A 15,643-nucleotide genomic window follows, 5' to 3' on the forward strand; every position below is an offset into this window, starting at 1 on the left:
CCCCTCTTCATGAGCCCCTTGCCCCTTCCAGAGGCGTCCCCCACCGGGTCCCTCAGAGGACATGATCATGTACAAGCTCTTCTTCGGCCTCGTGTTCAAGCGGATGGACCCGGAGCAGGCCCACCACCTCGCCTTCCGCTGGATCCGCCTCGTCGCCCGCGTCCCGGTCCTGCGCACCTTCGTGGCCGCCGCGCTGGCGCCCCGCCACAAGGAGCTGCGCACCGAGGCGTTCGGCCTGCGCATGCACGGCCCCTTCGGACTCGCCGCCGGCTTCGACAAGAACGCCGTGGCCATCGACGGCATGGCGATGCTCGGCTTCGACCACATCGAGATCGGCACCGTCACCGGGGAGGCCCAGCCGGGCAACCCCAGGAAGCGGCTGTTCCGCCTCGTGCAGGACCGCGCGCTGATCAACCGCATGGGCTTCAACAACGAGGGCTCCGCGGCCGTCTCCGAGCGCCTGGCGGCCCGTACGCCCGTCTTCAGGACCGTCGTCGGCGTCAACATCGGCAAGACCAAGACCGTCCCCGAGGCCGAAGCCGTCGGCGACTACGTGAAGTCCACCGAGCGCCTCGCCCGGCACGCCGACTACCTGGTCGTGAACGTGTCGTCCCCGAACACCCCCGGCCTGCGCAACCTCCAGGCCACCGAGGCCCTGCGCCCGCTCCTCAGCGCCGTGCGCGAGGCCGCCGACCGCGCGGTCACCGACCGGCGCGTCCCGCTCCTCGTCAAGATCGCGCCCGACCTCGCCGACGAGGACGTCGACGCGGTCGCCGACCTCGCCGTCGAGCTCGGCCTGGACGGGATCATCGCCACGAACACCACCATCGCGCGCGAGGGCCTCGGTCTGACGTCCGACCCCTCCCTGGTGAAGGAGACCGGCGGTCTCTCCGGAGCCCCGCTCAAGGCGCGCTCCCTGGAGGTCCTGCGCCGCCTCTACGCGCGCGTGGGCGACCGGATCACCCTGGTGGGTGTCGGCGGCGTCGAGAACGCCGAGGACGCCTGGCAGCGCATCCTGGCCGGCGCCACGCTGGTCCAGGGCTACAGCGCCTTCATCTACGAGGGTCCCTTCTGGGGCCGCGCCGTCCACAAGGGCCTCGCCGCCCGTCTGCGGACGAGCCCGTACGCCACCCTCGCCGACGCGGTCGGCGCCGACGTGAGGAAGCCCGCATGAGCCCGGAACCCTTCGGCGCGCGGCTGCGCCGTGCCATGGACGAGCGCGGTCCCCTGTGCGTGGGCATCGACCCGCACGCCTCCCTGCTGGCCGACTGGGGGCTCGGCGACGACATCGCGGGTCTGGAGCGGTTCAGCCGCACGGTCGTCGAGGCGCTCGCCGAGCGGGTCGCCGTCCTCAAGCCGCAGAGCGCGTTCTTCGAGCGCTTCGGCTCGCGCGGGATCGCCGTCCTGGAGAAGTCGGTCGAACAGGCGCGGGCGGCCGGCGCGCTGGTCGTGATGGACGCCAAGCGCGGCGACATCGGCTCGACCATGGCCGCGTACGCCGAGACCTTCCTGCGCGAGGGCGCGCCGCTCTTCTCGGACGCGCTGACCGTGTCGCCGTATCTGGGCTACGGCTCGCTGAAGCCCGCGGTGGAGCTGGCGCGCGAGAGCGGGGCCGGACTCTTCGTCCTCGCGCTCACCTCCAACCCGGAGGGCGGCGAGGTGCAGCACGCCGTCCGCGCGGACGGGCGCAGCGTCGGGGCGACGATGCTCGCGCACCTGGCCGCCGAGAACGCGGACGAGAGGCCCCTGGGGTCCTTCGGAGCGGTCGTCGGCGCCACCCTGGGCGATCTCTCCTCCTACGACCTCGACATCGACGGCCCGCTCCTCGCGCCCGGTATCGGTGCCCAGGGAGCGACGGCCGCGGACCTCGCGGGGGTGTTCGGGTCCGCCGTGCGCAACGTCGTCCCGAACGTGAGCCGGGGTGTTCTGCGTCACGGTCCCGACGTCATGGCCCTGCGTGAGTCCGCCGAGGGGTTCGCGGAGGAGATCAGGGCCGCCGTGGCGGCCGCCTGAGAGCTGCGACAGCAGTTCGAGGGGCCTCCGACGGGTGCCTTCCCGGCGCCATGAGTCTGAATACATTCTCAAATCCGGGGAGGTATGTCGTAAATGTCGGGCTCCAGGGAGGCTGACCAGGACTTTTCCTCTGTTCTCGCTGACTCCGGCGCACTTGCCCGCTAGTCTCCGACGAGTGGGAGCACCTCCCGCGCTGTCAAGGCGGCGGGAATCCACGGGCGAGCGTGTTGCCCGGGCTCCCCGGTGAGGGGCGACCAGGTCCCTCACCGGTCCGTATCCGACAGTTCGACATCCGAGGTGACGTAGGCGTGGCTCTTCCGCCCCTTACCCCTGAACAGCGCGCAGCCGCGCTCGAAAAGGCCGCCGCGGCTCGCCGGGAGCGGGCCGAGGTCAAGAATCGACTCAAGCACTCCGGCGCGTCCCTTCACGAGGTCATCAAGCAGGGCCAGGAGAACGACGTCGTCGGCAAGATGAAGGTCTCCGCTCTCCTGGAGTCCCTGCCGGGCGTGGGCAAGGTCCGCGCCAAGCAGATCATGGAGCGACTCGGGATCTCCGAGAGCCGCCGCGTTCGCGGTCTCGGCTCGAACCAGATCGCCTCTTTGGAGCGCGAGTTCGGCGGTTCCGGCGCCTGAGTCCTGGACACACCGGGATTGCTGGAATAATCGCTGTATGGCTGTAACACCCCGGGGGACGTCCCCCGTACCCCCGGACGTACGTCCGCGGCTGACCGTGCTCTCCGGCCCCTCCGGGGTCGGCAAGAGCACGGTCGTCGCTCATATGCGCAAGGCACACCCCGAGGTCTGGCTCTCGGTGTCGGCGACGACCCGCAAGCCGCGCCCCGGCGAGAAGCACGGAGTCCACTACTTCTTCGTCACCGACGACGAGATGGACAAGCTGATCGCCAACGGCGAGCTCCTGGAGTGGGCCGAATTCGCCGGCAACCGCTACGGCACTCCGCGGGCCGCGGTCCTGGAGCACCTGGAGTCGGGTGCGCCGCTCCTCCTGGAGATCGACCTCCAGGGTGCCCGGCAGGTCCGTGAGTCCATGGCGGACGCGCTGCTCGTGTTCCTGGCACCGCCCTCGTGGGAGGAACTGGTGCGCAGGCTCACCGGGCGGGGTACCGAATCGCCCGAGGTGATCGAGCGCCGACTGGGCGCGGCCAAGATCGAACTGGCGGCCGAGCCGGAGTTCGACGTCACCCTGGTCAACACCTCCGTCGAGGACGTGGCGCGTGAGCTGCTAGCCTTGGTGGCAGTTGTTTGATCTTTCAGGTCAATTTCCACCATTCGGAAGGCAGAGCGTGTCCTCTTCCATCACTGCTCCCGAGGGCATCATCAACCCTCCGATCGACGAGCTTCTCGAGGCCACCGACTCGAAGTACAGCCTGGTGATCTACGCGGCCAAGCGTGCCCGTCAGATCAACGCGTACTACTCGCAGCTCGGCGAGGGCCTCCTCGAGTACGTCGGTCCGCTCGTCGACACCCACGTCCACGAGAAGCCGCTGTCGATCGCCCTGCGCGAGATCAACGCGGGTCTGCTGACCTCCGAGGCCGTCGAGGGCCCCGCTCAGTAGTCGTATCAATCGCTCACCACAGGCCCGGCGGCGCGACCGCCGGGCCTGTGGTGTGTCATGGAGTCGTACGTTTCCGAGCCCGGGGAGAGACGGTGGACAAGCCCAAGGTCGTTCTGGGGGTCAGCGGTGGCATCGCCGCGTACAAGGCCTGTGAGCTGCTGCGACGGCTGACGGAGTCGGGCCACGACGTGCGGGTCGTGCCCACGGCGTCCGCGCTGAACTTCGTCGGCGCCGCCACCTGGTCCGCGCTCTCGGGCCACCCCGTGTCCACCGAGGTCTGGTCGGACGTCCACGAGGTCCCGCACGTGCGCATCGGACAGCACGCCGATCTCGTGATCGTCGCCCCCGCGACGGCCGACATGCTGGCCAAGGCCGCCCACGGACTCGCCGACGACCTCCTCACCAACACCTTGCTCACCGCCCGCTGTCCGGTCGTCTTCGCGCCCGCCATGCACACCGAGATGTGGGAGCACCCGGCGACGCAGGAGAATGTGGCGACCCTGCGGCGGCGCGGTGCCGTCGTCATCGAGCCCGCCGTGGGGCGCCTGACCGGCGTCGACACCGGCAAGGGGCGGCTGCCCGACCCGGGGGAGATCTTCGAGGTCTGCCGCCGTGTCCTCGCCCGCGGTGTCACCGAGCCGGATCTGGCCGGACGGCACGTCGTCGTCAGTGCCGGCGGCACCCGCGAGCCGCTCGACCCGGTCCGCTTCCTCGGCAACCGCTCCTCCGGCAAGCAGGGCTACGCGCTCGCCCGCACCGCCGCCGCCCGTGGCGCCAGGGTCACCTTGATCGCGGCGAACACGGGCCTCGCGGACCCGGCCGGGGTCGACGTGGTCCAGGTGGGCACGGCCGTGCAGATGCGGGAGGCCGTGCTGAAGGCGGCCTCCGACGCCGACGCGGTGGTGATGGCGGCCGCGGTGGCGGACTTCCGCCCGAAGGCGTACGCGGCCGGAAAAATCAAGAAGAAGGACGGCAAGGAACCGGAGCCGATCGTTCTGATCCGCAATCCGGACATTCTCGCGGAGATCTCCGCGGACCGAGCGCGCCCCGGCCAGGTCGTGGTGGGATTCGCCGCCGAGACCGACGACGTCCTGTCCAACGGGCGGGCGAAGCTGGAGCGCAAGGGCTGCGATCTCCTGGTGGTGAACGAGGTGGGCGAGCGCAAGACCTTCGGTTCCGAGGAGAACGAGGCGGTCGTGCTCGCGGCCGACGGGAGGGAGACCCCGGTGCCCCACGGACCCAAGGAAGCACTGGCCGAGACCGTATGGGACCTGGTGACACGCCGACTGGTGTGAATCCTCTCCCGTCGCACCTGTCACACAAATCGCGCAAAATCGGGCGTGGCGACCCTGGCGGAGACCCCCGGCCATGGCGCAGAATGCCCGTGCCGCAGGTCACAGGCCTTCCGAGAGGCGAGACAGGGGTCCCGCGGCCGAGTGCGACCGATAAACTGTTCTCGGACGGCGCCGGGCGCAGCCCCCGGCCTGTCCACCAATGATCAGCCAGCAGCCGCTGCAACCACAGGGAGCGTTGTGTCCCGTCGCCTGTTCACCTCGGAGTCCGTGACCGAGGGTCACCCCGACAAGATCGCTGACCAGATCAGCGACACCATTCTCGACGCGCTTCTGCGCGAGGACCCGACGTCCCGGGTCGCCGTGGAGACGCTCATCACCACCGGCCTGGTGCACGTGGCCGGAGAGGTCACGACCAAGGCGTACGCGCCGATCGCCCAGCTGGTCCGCGACAAGATCCTGGAGATCGGCTACGACTCGTCGAAGAAGGGCTTCGACGGGGCGTCCTGCGGTGTGTCGGTGTCGATCGGCTCCCAGTCCCCGGACATCGCGCAGGGTGTCGACACGGCGTACGAGTCCCGTGTCGAGGGCGACGAGGACGAGCTGGACAAGCAGGGCGCCGGCGACCAGGGCCTGATGTTCGGGTACGCGACGGACGAGACCCCGAACCTGATGCCGCTCCCGATCCACCTCGCGCACCAGCTTTCGCGCCGGCTGTCCGACGTCCGCAAGAACGGGACCATCCCGTACCTGCGCCCCGACGGCAAGACCCAGGTCACCATCGAGTACGACGGCGACAAGGCCGTCCGTCTCGACACCGTCGTGGTCTCCTCGCAGCACGCCTCCGACATCGACCTGGAGTCCCTGCTCGCTCCCGACATCCGCGAGTTCGTGGTGGAGCCGGAGCTGAAGGCCCTCCTCGAGGACGGCATCAAGCTGGAGACCGAGGGCTACCGCCTGCTGGTGAACCCGACCGGCCGCTTCGAGATCGGCGGCCCGATGGGCGACGCCGGCCTCACCGGCCGCAAGATCATCATCGACACGTACGGCGGCATGGCCCGCCACGGCGGCGGCGCCTTCTCCGGCAAGGACCCGTCCAAGGTCGACCGCTCCGCCGCGTACGCCATGCGCTGGGTCGCCAAGAACGTCGTCGCCGCGGGCCTCGCCTCGCGCTGCGAGGTCCAGGTCGCCTACGCGATCGGCAAGGCCGAGCCCGTCGGTCTGTTCGTCGAGACCTTCGGCACCGCCAAGGTCGACGCCGAGAAGATCGAGACCGCCATCACGGACGTCTTCGACCTCCGCCCGGCGGCGATCATCCGGGACCTCGACCTGCTCCGTCCGATCTACTCCCAGACCGCCGCGTACGGCCACTTCGGCCGCGAGCTGCCCGACTTCACGTGGGAGCGCACGGACCGGGTGGACGCGCTGCGCAAGGCCGCCGGCCTGTAGTCCCCGAAAGATTCGCCAGAGCCGTGAGGCCCGGCACCCCTCGGGGTGCCGGGCCTCACGGCTGCGCGGGAGGAACGGTGGCCCGACCGGAGTCCGTACGCCGATGACCTCCCGGCGCGACGGCCGCGGACCCGCGCTCAGGGAGCGCTTCTCCGCTCCCGCACCGATCTCGGGCGGGCGGCGCTGTCGGTGCGGTCTGGTAGGAATACTGCTGTGAGCAGCGCGAACGGGCGATCCGACGACAGCGCGGGCGGAGCGGAGGGCGCACCGCCCGAGCAGCTTGCGCTGATCCGGGAGGCCGTGCGGCAGGCCAAGGCGCCGAAGGCCAAGCCGCGGACGTGGCGGGGTGCCGCGCTGGCCAAGGAACTGCCCGTCGCGCGGGTACTCGTCGACAAGGGCGTGCTGCACCTCGACCGCTACTTCGACTACGCCGTGCCCGAGGACCTGGACGAGGTCGCGCAGCCGGGCGTGCGGGTCCGGGTCCGGTTCGGCGCCGGTGGCCGCACGGTGCGGGAGGGGCGGCGCGAGGGCGGCGGTCTGATCGACGGCTACCTCGTCGAGCGGGTCGCCGAGTCCGACTACTCCGGGCCGCTGGCCGCGCTGGCCCAGGTCGTCTCGCCCGAACCCGTCCTCGGACCCGAACTGCTGGGACTCGCCCGCGCCGTCGCCGACCGGTACGCGGGATCGCTCGCCGATGTGGTGCAACTGGCCGTCCCGCCCCGGCACGCGCGTGCCGAGGCGCGGGAGTCACCGGCGCCCCCGCCGCCGCCCGCCGCGCCCGACCCCGGGACCTGGCGGCGGTACGGACGAGGGGCGGACTTTCTCGCCTCCCTCGCCTCGGGCGGCGCCCCGCGCGCGGTCTGGACGGCACTGCCCGGTCCCCAGTGGGCCGAGGAGATCGCCCGCGCGGTGCAGGCGACGCTCGCCTCCGGGCGCGGCGCGCTCGTCGTCGTACCGGCGGGCCGGCCCGCCACCCGTGTCGACGCGGCCCTCACGGCCCTCATGGGGGAGGGGCAGCACGCCGTGCTGACCGCGGACGCCGGACCGGAGCGGCGCTACCGCGACTGGCTCGCCGTACGACGAGGGTCGGTGCGGGCGGTGGTCGGCACCCGGGCCGCCATGTTCGCGCCGGTGCGCAACCTCGGGCTCGTCGTCGTCTGGGACGACGGCGACGGCGCGCACAGCGACGACAACGCTCCCTTCCCGCATGTCAGGGAAGTGCTGGAGCTGCGCGCCTCACGCGACAAGTGCGGCTTCCTGCTGGGGGGTTGGACCTGCACGGTGGAGGCGGCGCAACTGGTCGAGGGTGGCTGGGCGCTGCCGCTGGCCGCCGACCGGGAACAGGTGCGTACGAGCGCGCCGCTGGTGCGGACCGTCTCGGACGCCGATCTCGCGCGCGACGAGGCGGCCAGGGCCGCCCGGCTGCCGTCCCTCGCCTGGCAGGTCGTCAGGGAGGGGCTGAAGCAGGGGCCCGTACTGGTGCAGGTGCCCCGGCGCGGCTATGTGCCCCGGATGGCCTGTGCGCGATGCCGTGAGCCCGCGCGGTGCCGGCACTGCGCGGGGCCGCTGGAGGCGCAGGACGCCCAGGCGCTGCGCTGTGCGTGGTGCGGGCGGGACGAGCCGTCCTGGCACTGCCAGGAGTGCGGCGGGTTCAGGCTGCGGGCGCAGGTCGTCGGCGCCCGGCGGACCGCCGAGGAGCTGGGGCGGGCCTTCCCGGCCGTCCCCGTGCGGACGTCCGGGCGGGAGCAGGTGCTGGACACGGTGCCCGAGACGCCCGCGCTGGTGGTCAGCACACCGGGCGCCGAGCCCGTCGCCGAGGGCGGGTACGCGGCGGCCCTGCTGCTCGACGGCTGGGCCATGCTCGGACGGCCCGATCTGCGGGCGGGCGAGGACGCGCTGCGCCGCTGGACGGGGGCCGCGGCGCTGGTCCGTCCGCAGGGGGAGGGGGGTACGGTCGTGATCGTGGCCGAACCGACCCTGCGGCCCGTGCAGGCGCTCGTGCGCTGGGATCCGGTCGGGCACGCGGTGCGTGAACTCGCCGAACGGGCCGAGCTGGGATTTCCGCCGGTCTCCCGGATGGCCGCGGTGTCCGGGGCACCGGCAGCGCTCGCCGGATTCCTCGCGGCGGCCGAACTGCCGCGTGACGCCGAGGTGTTGGGGCCCGTGCCGCTTCCGGCCGACGAGCCGGGGCGGCCCCGGCGGCCCGGGGCGCCGTCCGTGGGGGAGCCCGGGGAGCGGGTGCTGGTCCGGGTGCCCCCGGGCAGCGGGGCCGCTCTGGCGGCGGCGCTGAAGAGCGCCCAGGCGGCACGCATGGCCCGCGGGGGCGCCGAGCCCGTACGCATCCGGATCGATCCGCCCGACATCGGGTGAGACCCGGCGGGGGTACGGGCTCGGGGGCGCGGGTACGCGTGGGACTGCCCCCCGGGCTGGCGCCGGGAGGCAGGTGTCGCCCCGGTGCGTCGGATCAGCCGTTGCGCGGGCCGGGGAAGGCCGTGGGCCTGACCTCGTCGCGGAACGCGGGACTGCCGGACGTCGGCTGGGTCGGCATCGAGCGGGCCGCGGGCACGGTCGGCACCGAGGCGATGACACTGTCGACGGCGACCGAGCACGAGTCGGCCGTCTCCGTCGCGCGCTCCGCCTCGGCGGCGGCCTGGGCGGCGGCACGGCGGGCGCCGTAACGCCGGTGCACGGCCTGCTTGGTGACCCCGAGGGCGGAGCCCACCGCGTCCCAGGAGAAGCCGAGGGAGCGGTCGAAGTCCACGGCGGCGGTGACCAGGGTCTCGACGCTGTCCCGCAGCTCCTGGGCGAGCCGGACGGTCGGGGCGGGTGCGCGACCGTAGACGACGAATCCCGTCGAGGGGCCGGCACGGCGCGGACGGTAGACGTTGCCCAACTGGGCGGTGAGCGTGCGCAGTGCGTCCACCTGCCGACGGACCCGCTCGATGTCGCGCACCAGCAGGTGCAGGCTGGCCCGAGCCTGGGCGTCGTGGGTTGCATGGTCGGCCATGAACAAACCTCTCGAACCGGCGTTGAAAGGGAGCGGGCCGCTGGTGCGCGGCCCGCAGTGGTCAACTCTTTCTTGACCAACGCGTGGACGGGTGAGTGGTCACGGGTGCAAGGGCGCAAGAGCATATGAACGGGGCGCGTCACGCGCTGTACGCCCCCCGTCGTGCGGCGGACGCGCCCCGTGCGCCCACGGACGGTGCCCGCCACCTGCGCCGACGTCCGGTCCGCGCCTCCTGGGCCCGTACGCGGCCCGTACCCACCGGACCGCCTGACCCCTGCCCGGCGCACCGTCCTCGGCCCGTACCTGTCGGACCGCCTGCCCCCTTCCCGGTAGGCACCCGGCCCCTCCCTGTCGTACCGCCTGCCCTTCCCGGTAGGCCCCCGGCCCGGCCTCGCGTGCGGTCGGTGCCGCCCGTGCCCGGTGTTCACCGGCGGGGCCCGCTTCGTGTCCGTACCGCCGGGCCCGTACCGCCCGTACGGGCGCCGGGACATGGCCCCTCGGGGAACCCCCGAGCCCTTGTGCCGCGCGCGGCATAGACTGGTGCGCTGCCCCGTGCTCCGCCTGAACCGGCACGCGCGCGGGGGACGGAAGTGCTCCCGCCCGAGAGGCCAACCGCCACCCATGAAGCTCGTCTTCGCAGGCACCCCCGAGGTCGCCGTTCCCGCCCTGGACGCCCTGATCGCCTCCGGGCGGCACGAGGTGGCCGCCGTCGTGACCCGGCCGGACGCGCCGGCCGGACGGGGTCGACACCTCGTCGCGAGCCCGGTCGCCGAGCGGGCGGAACAGGCCGGGATCGAGGTGCTCAAGCCCGTGAAGCCGCGGGACGAGGAGTTCCTGGCCCGGCTGCGGGAGATCGGCCCCGACTGCTGCCCCGTCGTCGCGTACGGGGCGCTGCTGCCCCGGGTCGCCCTCGACATCCCCGCCCAGGGCTGGGTCAACCTGCACTTCTCGCTGCTGCCGGCCTGGCGCGGCGCCGCCCCCGTCCAGCACGCGATCATGGCCGGTGACGAGATCACCGGCGCCACCACCTTCCTCATCGAGGAGGGCCTGGACTCGGGACCGGTCTACGGGACCGTCACCGAGGAGATCCGGCCCACCGACACCAGCGGGGACCTGCTCACGCGGCTCGCCTTCGCCGGGTCCGGACTGCTCGCCGCGACGATGGACGGGATCGAGGACGGCACCCTCAAGGCCGTGCCGCAGCCCGCGGACGGCATCAGCACCGCGTCGAAGATCAGCGTCGAGGACGCCCACATCGACTGGGCCGCCCCGGCGCTGCGGGTCGACCGCATGGTGCGCGGGTGCACGCCCGCCCCCGGCGCCTGGACCGTCTTCCGGGGCGAGCGGCTCAAGCTCATCCAGGCCGCCACGGTGCCCGACCGCGCGGACCTCGCCCCGGGCGAGCTGTCCGTCGCCAAGAACAACGTGTACGTCGGCACCGGCTCGTACGCCGTCGAACTGCTCTGGGTGCAGGCCCAGGGCAAGAAGCCGATGCGCGCGGCGGACTGGGCCCGCGGGGTGCGGATTCCCTCCGGCGAACGCCTCGGAGTCTGACGCCGGACCCGCGGCGTACGCTGATAGACGCACCTTTTTCCTGGATCCGGAGCACCTTTTTCGTGAGTGAGCAGCCCCGTCGGCCGCAGAAGCCCGGCAAGCCCTACCGCCGCCCCCAGAAGGACCCGGTCCGCATGCTCGCCTTCGAGGCGCTGCGGGCCGTGGACGAACGGGACGCGTACGCGAACCTCGTCATGCCGCCGCTGCTGCGCAAGGCACGCGAGAAGGGCGACTTCGACACCCGGGACGCGGCGCTGGCCACCGAGCTGGTGTACGGCACGCTGCGCCGCCAGGGGACGTACGACGCCGTCATCTCGGCCTGTGTCGACCGGCCCCTGCGGGAGGTCGACCCGCCGGTCCTCGACGTGCTCAGCCTCGGCGTCCACCAGCTGCTCGGCACCCGCATCCCGACCCACGCGGCCGTCTCCGCCTCCGTCGAGCTGGCCCGGGTGGTGCTCGGCGACGGGCGGGCCAAGTTCGTGAACGCCGTACTGCGCAAGGTCGCGCGCCAGGACCTCGACACCTGGCTCGAACAGGTCGCGCCGCCCTACGACGAGGACCCCGAGGACCACCTCGCCGTCGTGCACTCGCATCCGCGCTGGGTCGTCTCCGCGCTCTGGGACTCCCTCGGCGGCGGCCGGGCCGGTATCGAGGACCTGCTGGAGGCCGACAACGAACGGCCCGAGGTCACCCTCGTCGCCCGGCCCGGACGCTCCACCTCCGAGGAACTCCTCGACTCCCTCGACGAGGACTCGGCGCTTCCCGGGCGCTGGTCCCCGTTCGCCGTGCGGCTCACCGAGGGCGGTGAACCCGGTGCCGTCGAGGCCGTGCGCGAGGGCCGTGCGGGCGTCCAGGACGAGGGCAGCCAGCTGGTCGCGATCGCCCTGGCGAACGCCCCGGTCGAGGGGCCCGACCGGCTCTGGCTGGACGGCTGCGCCGGGCCCGGCGGCAAGGCCGCGATGCTGGCGGGTCTGGCCGCGCAGCGGGGGGCGACGCTGCTCGCCTCCGAGAAGCAGCCGCACCGCGCGGGGCTGGTCGCCAAGGCGCTCGCCGGGAACCCCGGTCCCTACCAGGTCATCGCCGCCGACGGCACCCGCCCGCCGTGGCGGCCCGGCACGTTCGACCGGGTGCTCATGGACGTGCCCTGCACGGGCCTGGGCGCGCTGCGCCGCCGTCCCGAGGCCCGCTGGCGCCGCCGCCCCGAGGACCTCGACGGCTTCGCGCCGCTCCAGCGCGGGCTGCTGCGCACGGCGCTCGCGTCCGTACGGGTGGGCGGCGTCGTCGGCTACGCGACCTGCTCACCGCACCTCGCCGAGACCCGCGCCGTCGTCGACGACGTCCTCAAGCACTTCGAGGACGGTTCCGCCGAACTGCTCGACGCCCGCCCGCTGCTGCCCGGGGTGCCCGCCCTCGGGGACGGCCCCGACATCCAGCTGTGGCCGCACCTGCACGGAACGGACGCGATGTACCTGGCCCTGATCCGCCGGACCGCCTGATCCGCCGGACCGCCTGACCAGCCGGGCCGCTTGACCCGGCCGGTTCGTGCGGCTTCGCGCGCCCGCCCGACCACGGCGCGGCCCGCGCCGCCTCGCCCGGTCGCGTACGCGCCGTACCGCTCCCTCCCCTCAGCCGGGCGGCCGAGGCGGGGGCGTGGAGTCTCCGGTGCCCCCGGCATCCGGCGACATCCCGGGCTGCCCAGGCTCCCCGGGTTCTCCGGGCCCCCTTGGTTCCCCCGGCCCGCCGGGCGCCCTCGGGTCCCCCGGAGGGGAGCCGCCGTCCTCGTGCGCCAGCCGGTTCGGCCACCACACCTTCGGGCCGACGTCGAGGAAGAGCGCGGTGACCAGGACCGAGCGGACCACGAAGGTGTCCAGGAGCACGCCGAGCGCGACCGCGAAGCCGATCTCCGCGAAACCCACGATCGGCAGGGTGCCGAGGGCCGCGAACGTGCCCGCGAGCACCAGCCCGGCCGAGGTGATCACCGCGCCGGTGGTGGCGAGTCCCGTGACCACGCCCTGCCGGGTGCCGTGGCGCGTAGCCTCCTCGCGGATGCGGGTGGTCAGGAAGATGTTGTAGTCGATGCCGAGCGCCACCAGGAACACGAACACGAACAGCGGGAAGGCCACGTCCTCGCCCGCGTAGTCGAAGACGTGCCGGAAGGCCAGCGCGCTCACCCCGAGGGCGGTGGCCAGCGACAGCACCACGGTCCCGATCAGCAGGAGCGGTGCGACCAGCGCGCGCAGCAGGACGCTCAGGACCAGCAGGACGACCAGCAGGACCAGCGGGATGACCAGATAGTTGTCGTGCGTCTGGGCGTTCTCCATGTCCAGCAGCGCCGCCGCCCCGCCGCCCACCTTCGCGTCCGCCCCCGGCACGGCGTGCACCGCCTCGCGTACCCGCTCCACCGTTGTCTTCGCCGCCGCGCTGTCGGAGGGAGCGCGCGTGGTCGCCTCGAAGAGCACCCTGCCGTCGTGCACGGGCGCGGTGCCCGGAGGCACACCGATGCTCGCCGGCACCACGTCCGGATCCGCCGCCACGGTGCGGCCGACCTCCCTGGCCTGGGCCGTGTTGGACACGATGACCAGCGGATCCCCGTCGCCCGCGGGGAAGTACCGCGCCGACACCTGCTGACCCACGATGGAGTCGGGTTTCCCGGTGAACTGGTCGGCGTTGGGGATGCCCGCGGCCCGCAGCTGGATCAGGCCGAGCGACAGCAGCCCCAGCGCCAGCGCGGTGGCCACCCAGGTGGTCCGGGGCCGGCGGGCGATGCGGCGGCCCGTACGCGCCCAGACACCGCTCCTGGTCGGGTCGGCCGAGCCGACGTGCGGGACGGCGGGCCAGAAGATCCAGCGGCCGAAGACGAGCAGCAGCGCGGGGAAGAGCGTGAGCATGGCGAGCAGGGCGACGGCCACGCCGATCGCCGCGACCGGGCCGAGGCCCCGCGTCGAGTTCATCTCGGCGACCAGGAGCACCAGCATGCTCAGCACGACCGTCGCGCCGGAGGCGAGGACGGCGGGGCCGGCCCGGTTCATGGCGAGCTTCATCGCCTCGTGCCGGTCCTCGTGGCGGCGCAGTTCCTCGCGGTAGCGGGCGACCAGCAGCAGCGCGTAGTCGGTTCCCGCCCCGAACACGAGCACGGTCAGGATACCGGCGCTCTGCCCGTTGACGGTCAGCCCCGCGTGCTTGGCCAGCAGATAGATCAGCGCCTGGGCCGTGAACAGGGCGACGACCACGCCGAGCAGGGGCACGAAGAGCAGGATCGGGCTGCGGAAGGTGATCAGCAGCATCACGATGACGACGGCCATCGCGGCGAAGAGCAGCGTCGAGTCGATGCCCTCGAAGGCCTTGGAGGAGTCGGCCGCCGTGCCACCGGGCCCGGTGATGTGCACCGAGAGCCCGTCGCCGCCCTTGCCCACCTGGTCACGGATGGAGGAGACGGCGGGCGCGATCCGCTGCCAGCCGGACGCGTCCATGGTGATGGGGACGTAGATCTGCGCCGCGCGTGGATCGGGCCGCCGGTCGAAGACGGGACCCCGGGTCTCCTCGCCGCGGACGCCGTGCTCCCGCAGCGTCTTCAGCTGCCCGACGTCCTCGGCGATCTGCCTGCGGTCCTGCGCCGTCAGACCGTCCGGGCGCGCGTAGACGACGACCGCGGGGATCTGCTCGGGCCTGAACCCGTTCGAGATGTCGAGGACCTGGGTGGACTCGGCCGAGCCCGGTAGCCAGGACTGGGCGTCGTTGTCCTCGGCTCCGCTGAGCTTGGTTCCGAGGGGTGCCAGGAAGAGGAGGACCAGCAGCCACAGGGCCAGGACCAGCCACTTGGACCGCTTGCCGCACACGGCCGAGATGGCCCCGTGCTTCCAGTCGTCGAGCCGGTTCACGCCCACCCCCGGGACCGGACGCGGCGCCGCCGGACCGTTCCGCAGGGCACGGCGGGCGCTCGTACGGTGTCCACGGAGCGAACCAGGTCCGGACCGAGGCGGGCAACGGCCCCGGGACGTGGCAGTCTTGGGGCATGGCCGCGCAGATCAACCCCAGCATCCTGTCCGCCGACTTCGCCCGTCTTGCCGAGGAGGCAAAGGCGGTGGAAGGCGCGGACTGGCTCCATGTCGACGTCATGGACAACCATTTCGTACCGAACCTCACCCTCGGGGTCCCGGTCGTGGAGTCTCTGGCCCGTGCGACCGACACTCCGCTGGACTGCCATCTGATGATCGAGGACGCCGATCGGTGGGCGCCCCAGTACGTGGAAGCCGGTGCCGGCTCCGTCACCTTCCATGTGGAGGCGGCCGCCGCGCCCGTCAGGCTCGCCCGCGAGATCCGGGCCAAGGGCGCCCGGGCCTCGATGGCGCTCAAACCCGCGACCCCCATCGAGCCGTACGAGGATCTGCTGCCCGAGCTGGACATGCTGCTGATCATGACGGTCGAGCCCGGATTCGGGGGCCAGTCTTTTCTTGACATCATGCTCCCCAAGATCCGCCGCACGCGCGAGTTGATCAGCAAGCACGGCCTGGAACTGTGGCTCCAGGTCGACGGAGGTGTCTCGGCCTCCACCATCGAGCGCTGCGCGGAGGCGGGCGCCGACGTGTTCGTCGCCGGTTCGGCGGTGTACGGGGCCGCGGACCCGGCCGAGGCGGTACGTGCATTGCGCACCCAGGCCGAGGGGGCGACGAGCCGTGCGTCGTGGGCGTGCGGCCACTGAGCCAAGGGAACGTGAACGCCGCCCATCAGGGCGGATCAAGTGCGCCGGATCTGCAA

Annotated in this window: 13 protein-coding genes; 11 read left to right on the plus strand and 2 right to left on the minus strand. The window is 72.7% G+C overall.

Annotation, left to right across the window (positions count from 1 at the left end; all coding sequences use genetic code 11):
- Positions 1-67 precede the first annotated feature (67 nt).
- From ACZ4AA_RS31355 to ACZ4AA_RS31390, 8 genes are all read left to right on the plus strand, one after another.
- Positions 68-1,174, plus strand: a complete 1,107-nt coding sequence (locus ACZ4AA_RS31355) for a quinone-dependent dihydroorotate dehydrogenase (RefSeq protein WP_467610219.1) — start codon at positions 68-70, stop codon at positions 1,172-1,174.
- Entirely contained in the window at positions 1,171-2,013 is an 843-nt protein-coding gene (gene pyrF / locus ACZ4AA_RS31360) for an orotidine-5'-phosphate decarboxylase (RefSeq protein ID WP_467610223.1), read from the plus strand. Before ACZ4AA_RS31355 ends, pyrF begins: the two co-directional genes overlap by 4 nt.
- 308 nt (positions 2,014-2,321) lie before the next feature.
- Positions 2,322-2,645, plus strand: a complete 324-nt coding sequence (locus ACZ4AA_RS31365) for an integration host factor (protein WP_081223334.1) — start codon at positions 2,322-2,324, stop codon at positions 2,643-2,645.
- A 37-nt stretch (positions 2,646-2,682) separates the two neighbouring features.
- Positions 2,683-3,276 (plus strand): guanylate kinase, encoded by a 594-nt coding sequence (gene gmk / locus ACZ4AA_RS31370; protein ID WP_467610226.1) that lies wholly within the window; start codon positions 2,683-2,685, stop codon positions 3,274-3,276.
- Between the two features lie 37 nt (positions 3,277-3,313).
- On the plus strand, positions 3,314-3,586 hold the full coding sequence (rpoZ, locus tag ACZ4AA_RS31375; RefSeq protein WP_003982715.1) for a DNA-directed RNA polymerase subunit omega: 273 nt from the start codon (positions 3,314-3,316) through the stop codon (positions 3,584-3,586).
- Between the two features lie 92 nt (positions 3,587-3,678).
- Positions 3,679-4,881 carry a bifunctional phosphopantothenoylcysteine decarboxylase/phosphopantothenate--cysteine ligase CoaBC gene (gene coaBC, locus ACZ4AA_RS31380; protein WP_467610228.1) on the plus strand — a complete coding sequence of 401 codons (1,203 nt, stop codon included), beginning with the start codon at positions 3,679-3,681 and terminating at the stop codon, positions 4,879-4,881.
- A 237-nt stretch (positions 4,882-5,118) separates the two neighbouring features.
- Positions 5,119-6,327 (plus strand): methionine adenosyltransferase, encoded by a 1,209-nt coding sequence (gene metK / locus ACZ4AA_RS31385; protein ID WP_467610230.1) that lies wholly within the window; start codon positions 5,119-5,121, stop codon positions 6,325-6,327.
- A 213-nt stretch (positions 6,328-6,540) separates the two neighbouring features.
- A complete protein-coding gene (locus tag ACZ4AA_RS31390) occupies positions 6,541-8,697 on the plus strand; it encodes a primosomal protein N' (RefSeq protein WP_467610232.1) in 2,157 nt (718 codons plus the stop codon).
- A gap of 94 nt (positions 8,698-8,791) precedes the next feature.
- Here ACZ4AA_RS31390 and ACZ4AA_RS31395 read toward each other — a convergent pair whose 3' ends face one another.
- Entirely contained in the window at positions 8,792-9,334 is a 543-nt protein-coding gene (locus ACZ4AA_RS31395) for a hypothetical protein (RefSeq protein ID WP_467610234.1), read from the minus strand.
- A gap of 621 nt (positions 9,335-9,955) precedes the next feature.
- Here ACZ4AA_RS31395 and fmt point away from each other — a divergent pair.
- Complete coding sequence (gene fmt / locus ACZ4AA_RS31400; RefSeq protein WP_467610236.1) at positions 9,956-10,888, plus strand: methionyl-tRNA formyltransferase; 933 nt, start codon at positions 9,956-9,958, stop codon at positions 10,886-10,888.
- 62 nt (positions 10,889-10,950) lie between these two features.
- The gene (locus tag ACZ4AA_RS31405) at positions 10,951-12,384 is read left to right on the plus strand and encodes an RsmB/NOP family class I SAM-dependent RNA methyltransferase (protein ID WP_467610239.1); all 1,434 of its coding nucleotides are present in this window, start codon (positions 10,951-10,953) and stop codon (positions 12,382-12,384) included.
- A gap of 129 nt (positions 12,385-12,513) precedes the next feature.
- Here the strand turns inward: ACZ4AA_RS31405 and ACZ4AA_RS31410 are convergent, their stop codons facing one another.
- Positions 12,514-14,766: an MMPL family transporter gene (locus ACZ4AA_RS31410; protein ID WP_467610242.1), complete on the minus strand. Its 2,253-nt coding sequence runs from the start codon at positions 14,764-14,766 to the stop codon at positions 12,514-12,516.
- 134 nt (positions 14,767-14,900) lie between these two features.
- On the opposite strand from ACZ4AA_RS31410, the gene rpe reads away from it, so the two are divergent.
- A complete protein-coding gene (rpe, locus tag ACZ4AA_RS31415; protein WP_467610245.1) occupies positions 14,901-15,587 on the plus strand; it encodes a ribulose-phosphate 3-epimerase in 687 nt (228 codons plus the stop codon).
- Positions 15,588-15,643: the final 56 nt, after the last annotated feature.

Source organism: Streptomyces sp. NPDC024698 (assembly GCF_055559015.1).

Coding starts and splice junctions, on each gene's coding strand:
- ACZ4AA_RS31395 (WP_467610234.1), bottom strand. CDS start 9,334: ATGGCCGACCATGCAACCCACGACGCCCAGGCTCGGGCCAGCCTGCAC.
- fmt (WP_467610236.1), top strand. CDS start 9,956: ATGAAGCTCGTCTTCGCAGGCACCCCCGAGGTCGCCGTTCCCGCCCTG.
- ACZ4AA_RS31355 (WP_467610219.1), top strand. CDS start 68: ATGTACAAGCTCTTCTTCGGCCTCGTGTTCAAGCGGATGGACCCGGAG.
- gmk (WP_467610226.1), top strand. CDS start 2,683: ATGGCTGTAACACCCCGGGGGACGTCCCCCGTACCCCCGGACGTACGT.
- rpe (WP_467610245.1), top strand. CDS start 14,901: ATGGCCGCGCAGATCAACCCCAGCATCCTGTCCGCCGACTTCGCCCGT.
- pyrF (WP_467610223.1), top strand. CDS start 1,171: ATGAGCCCGGAACCCTTCGGCGCGCGGCTGCGCCGTGCCATGGACGAG.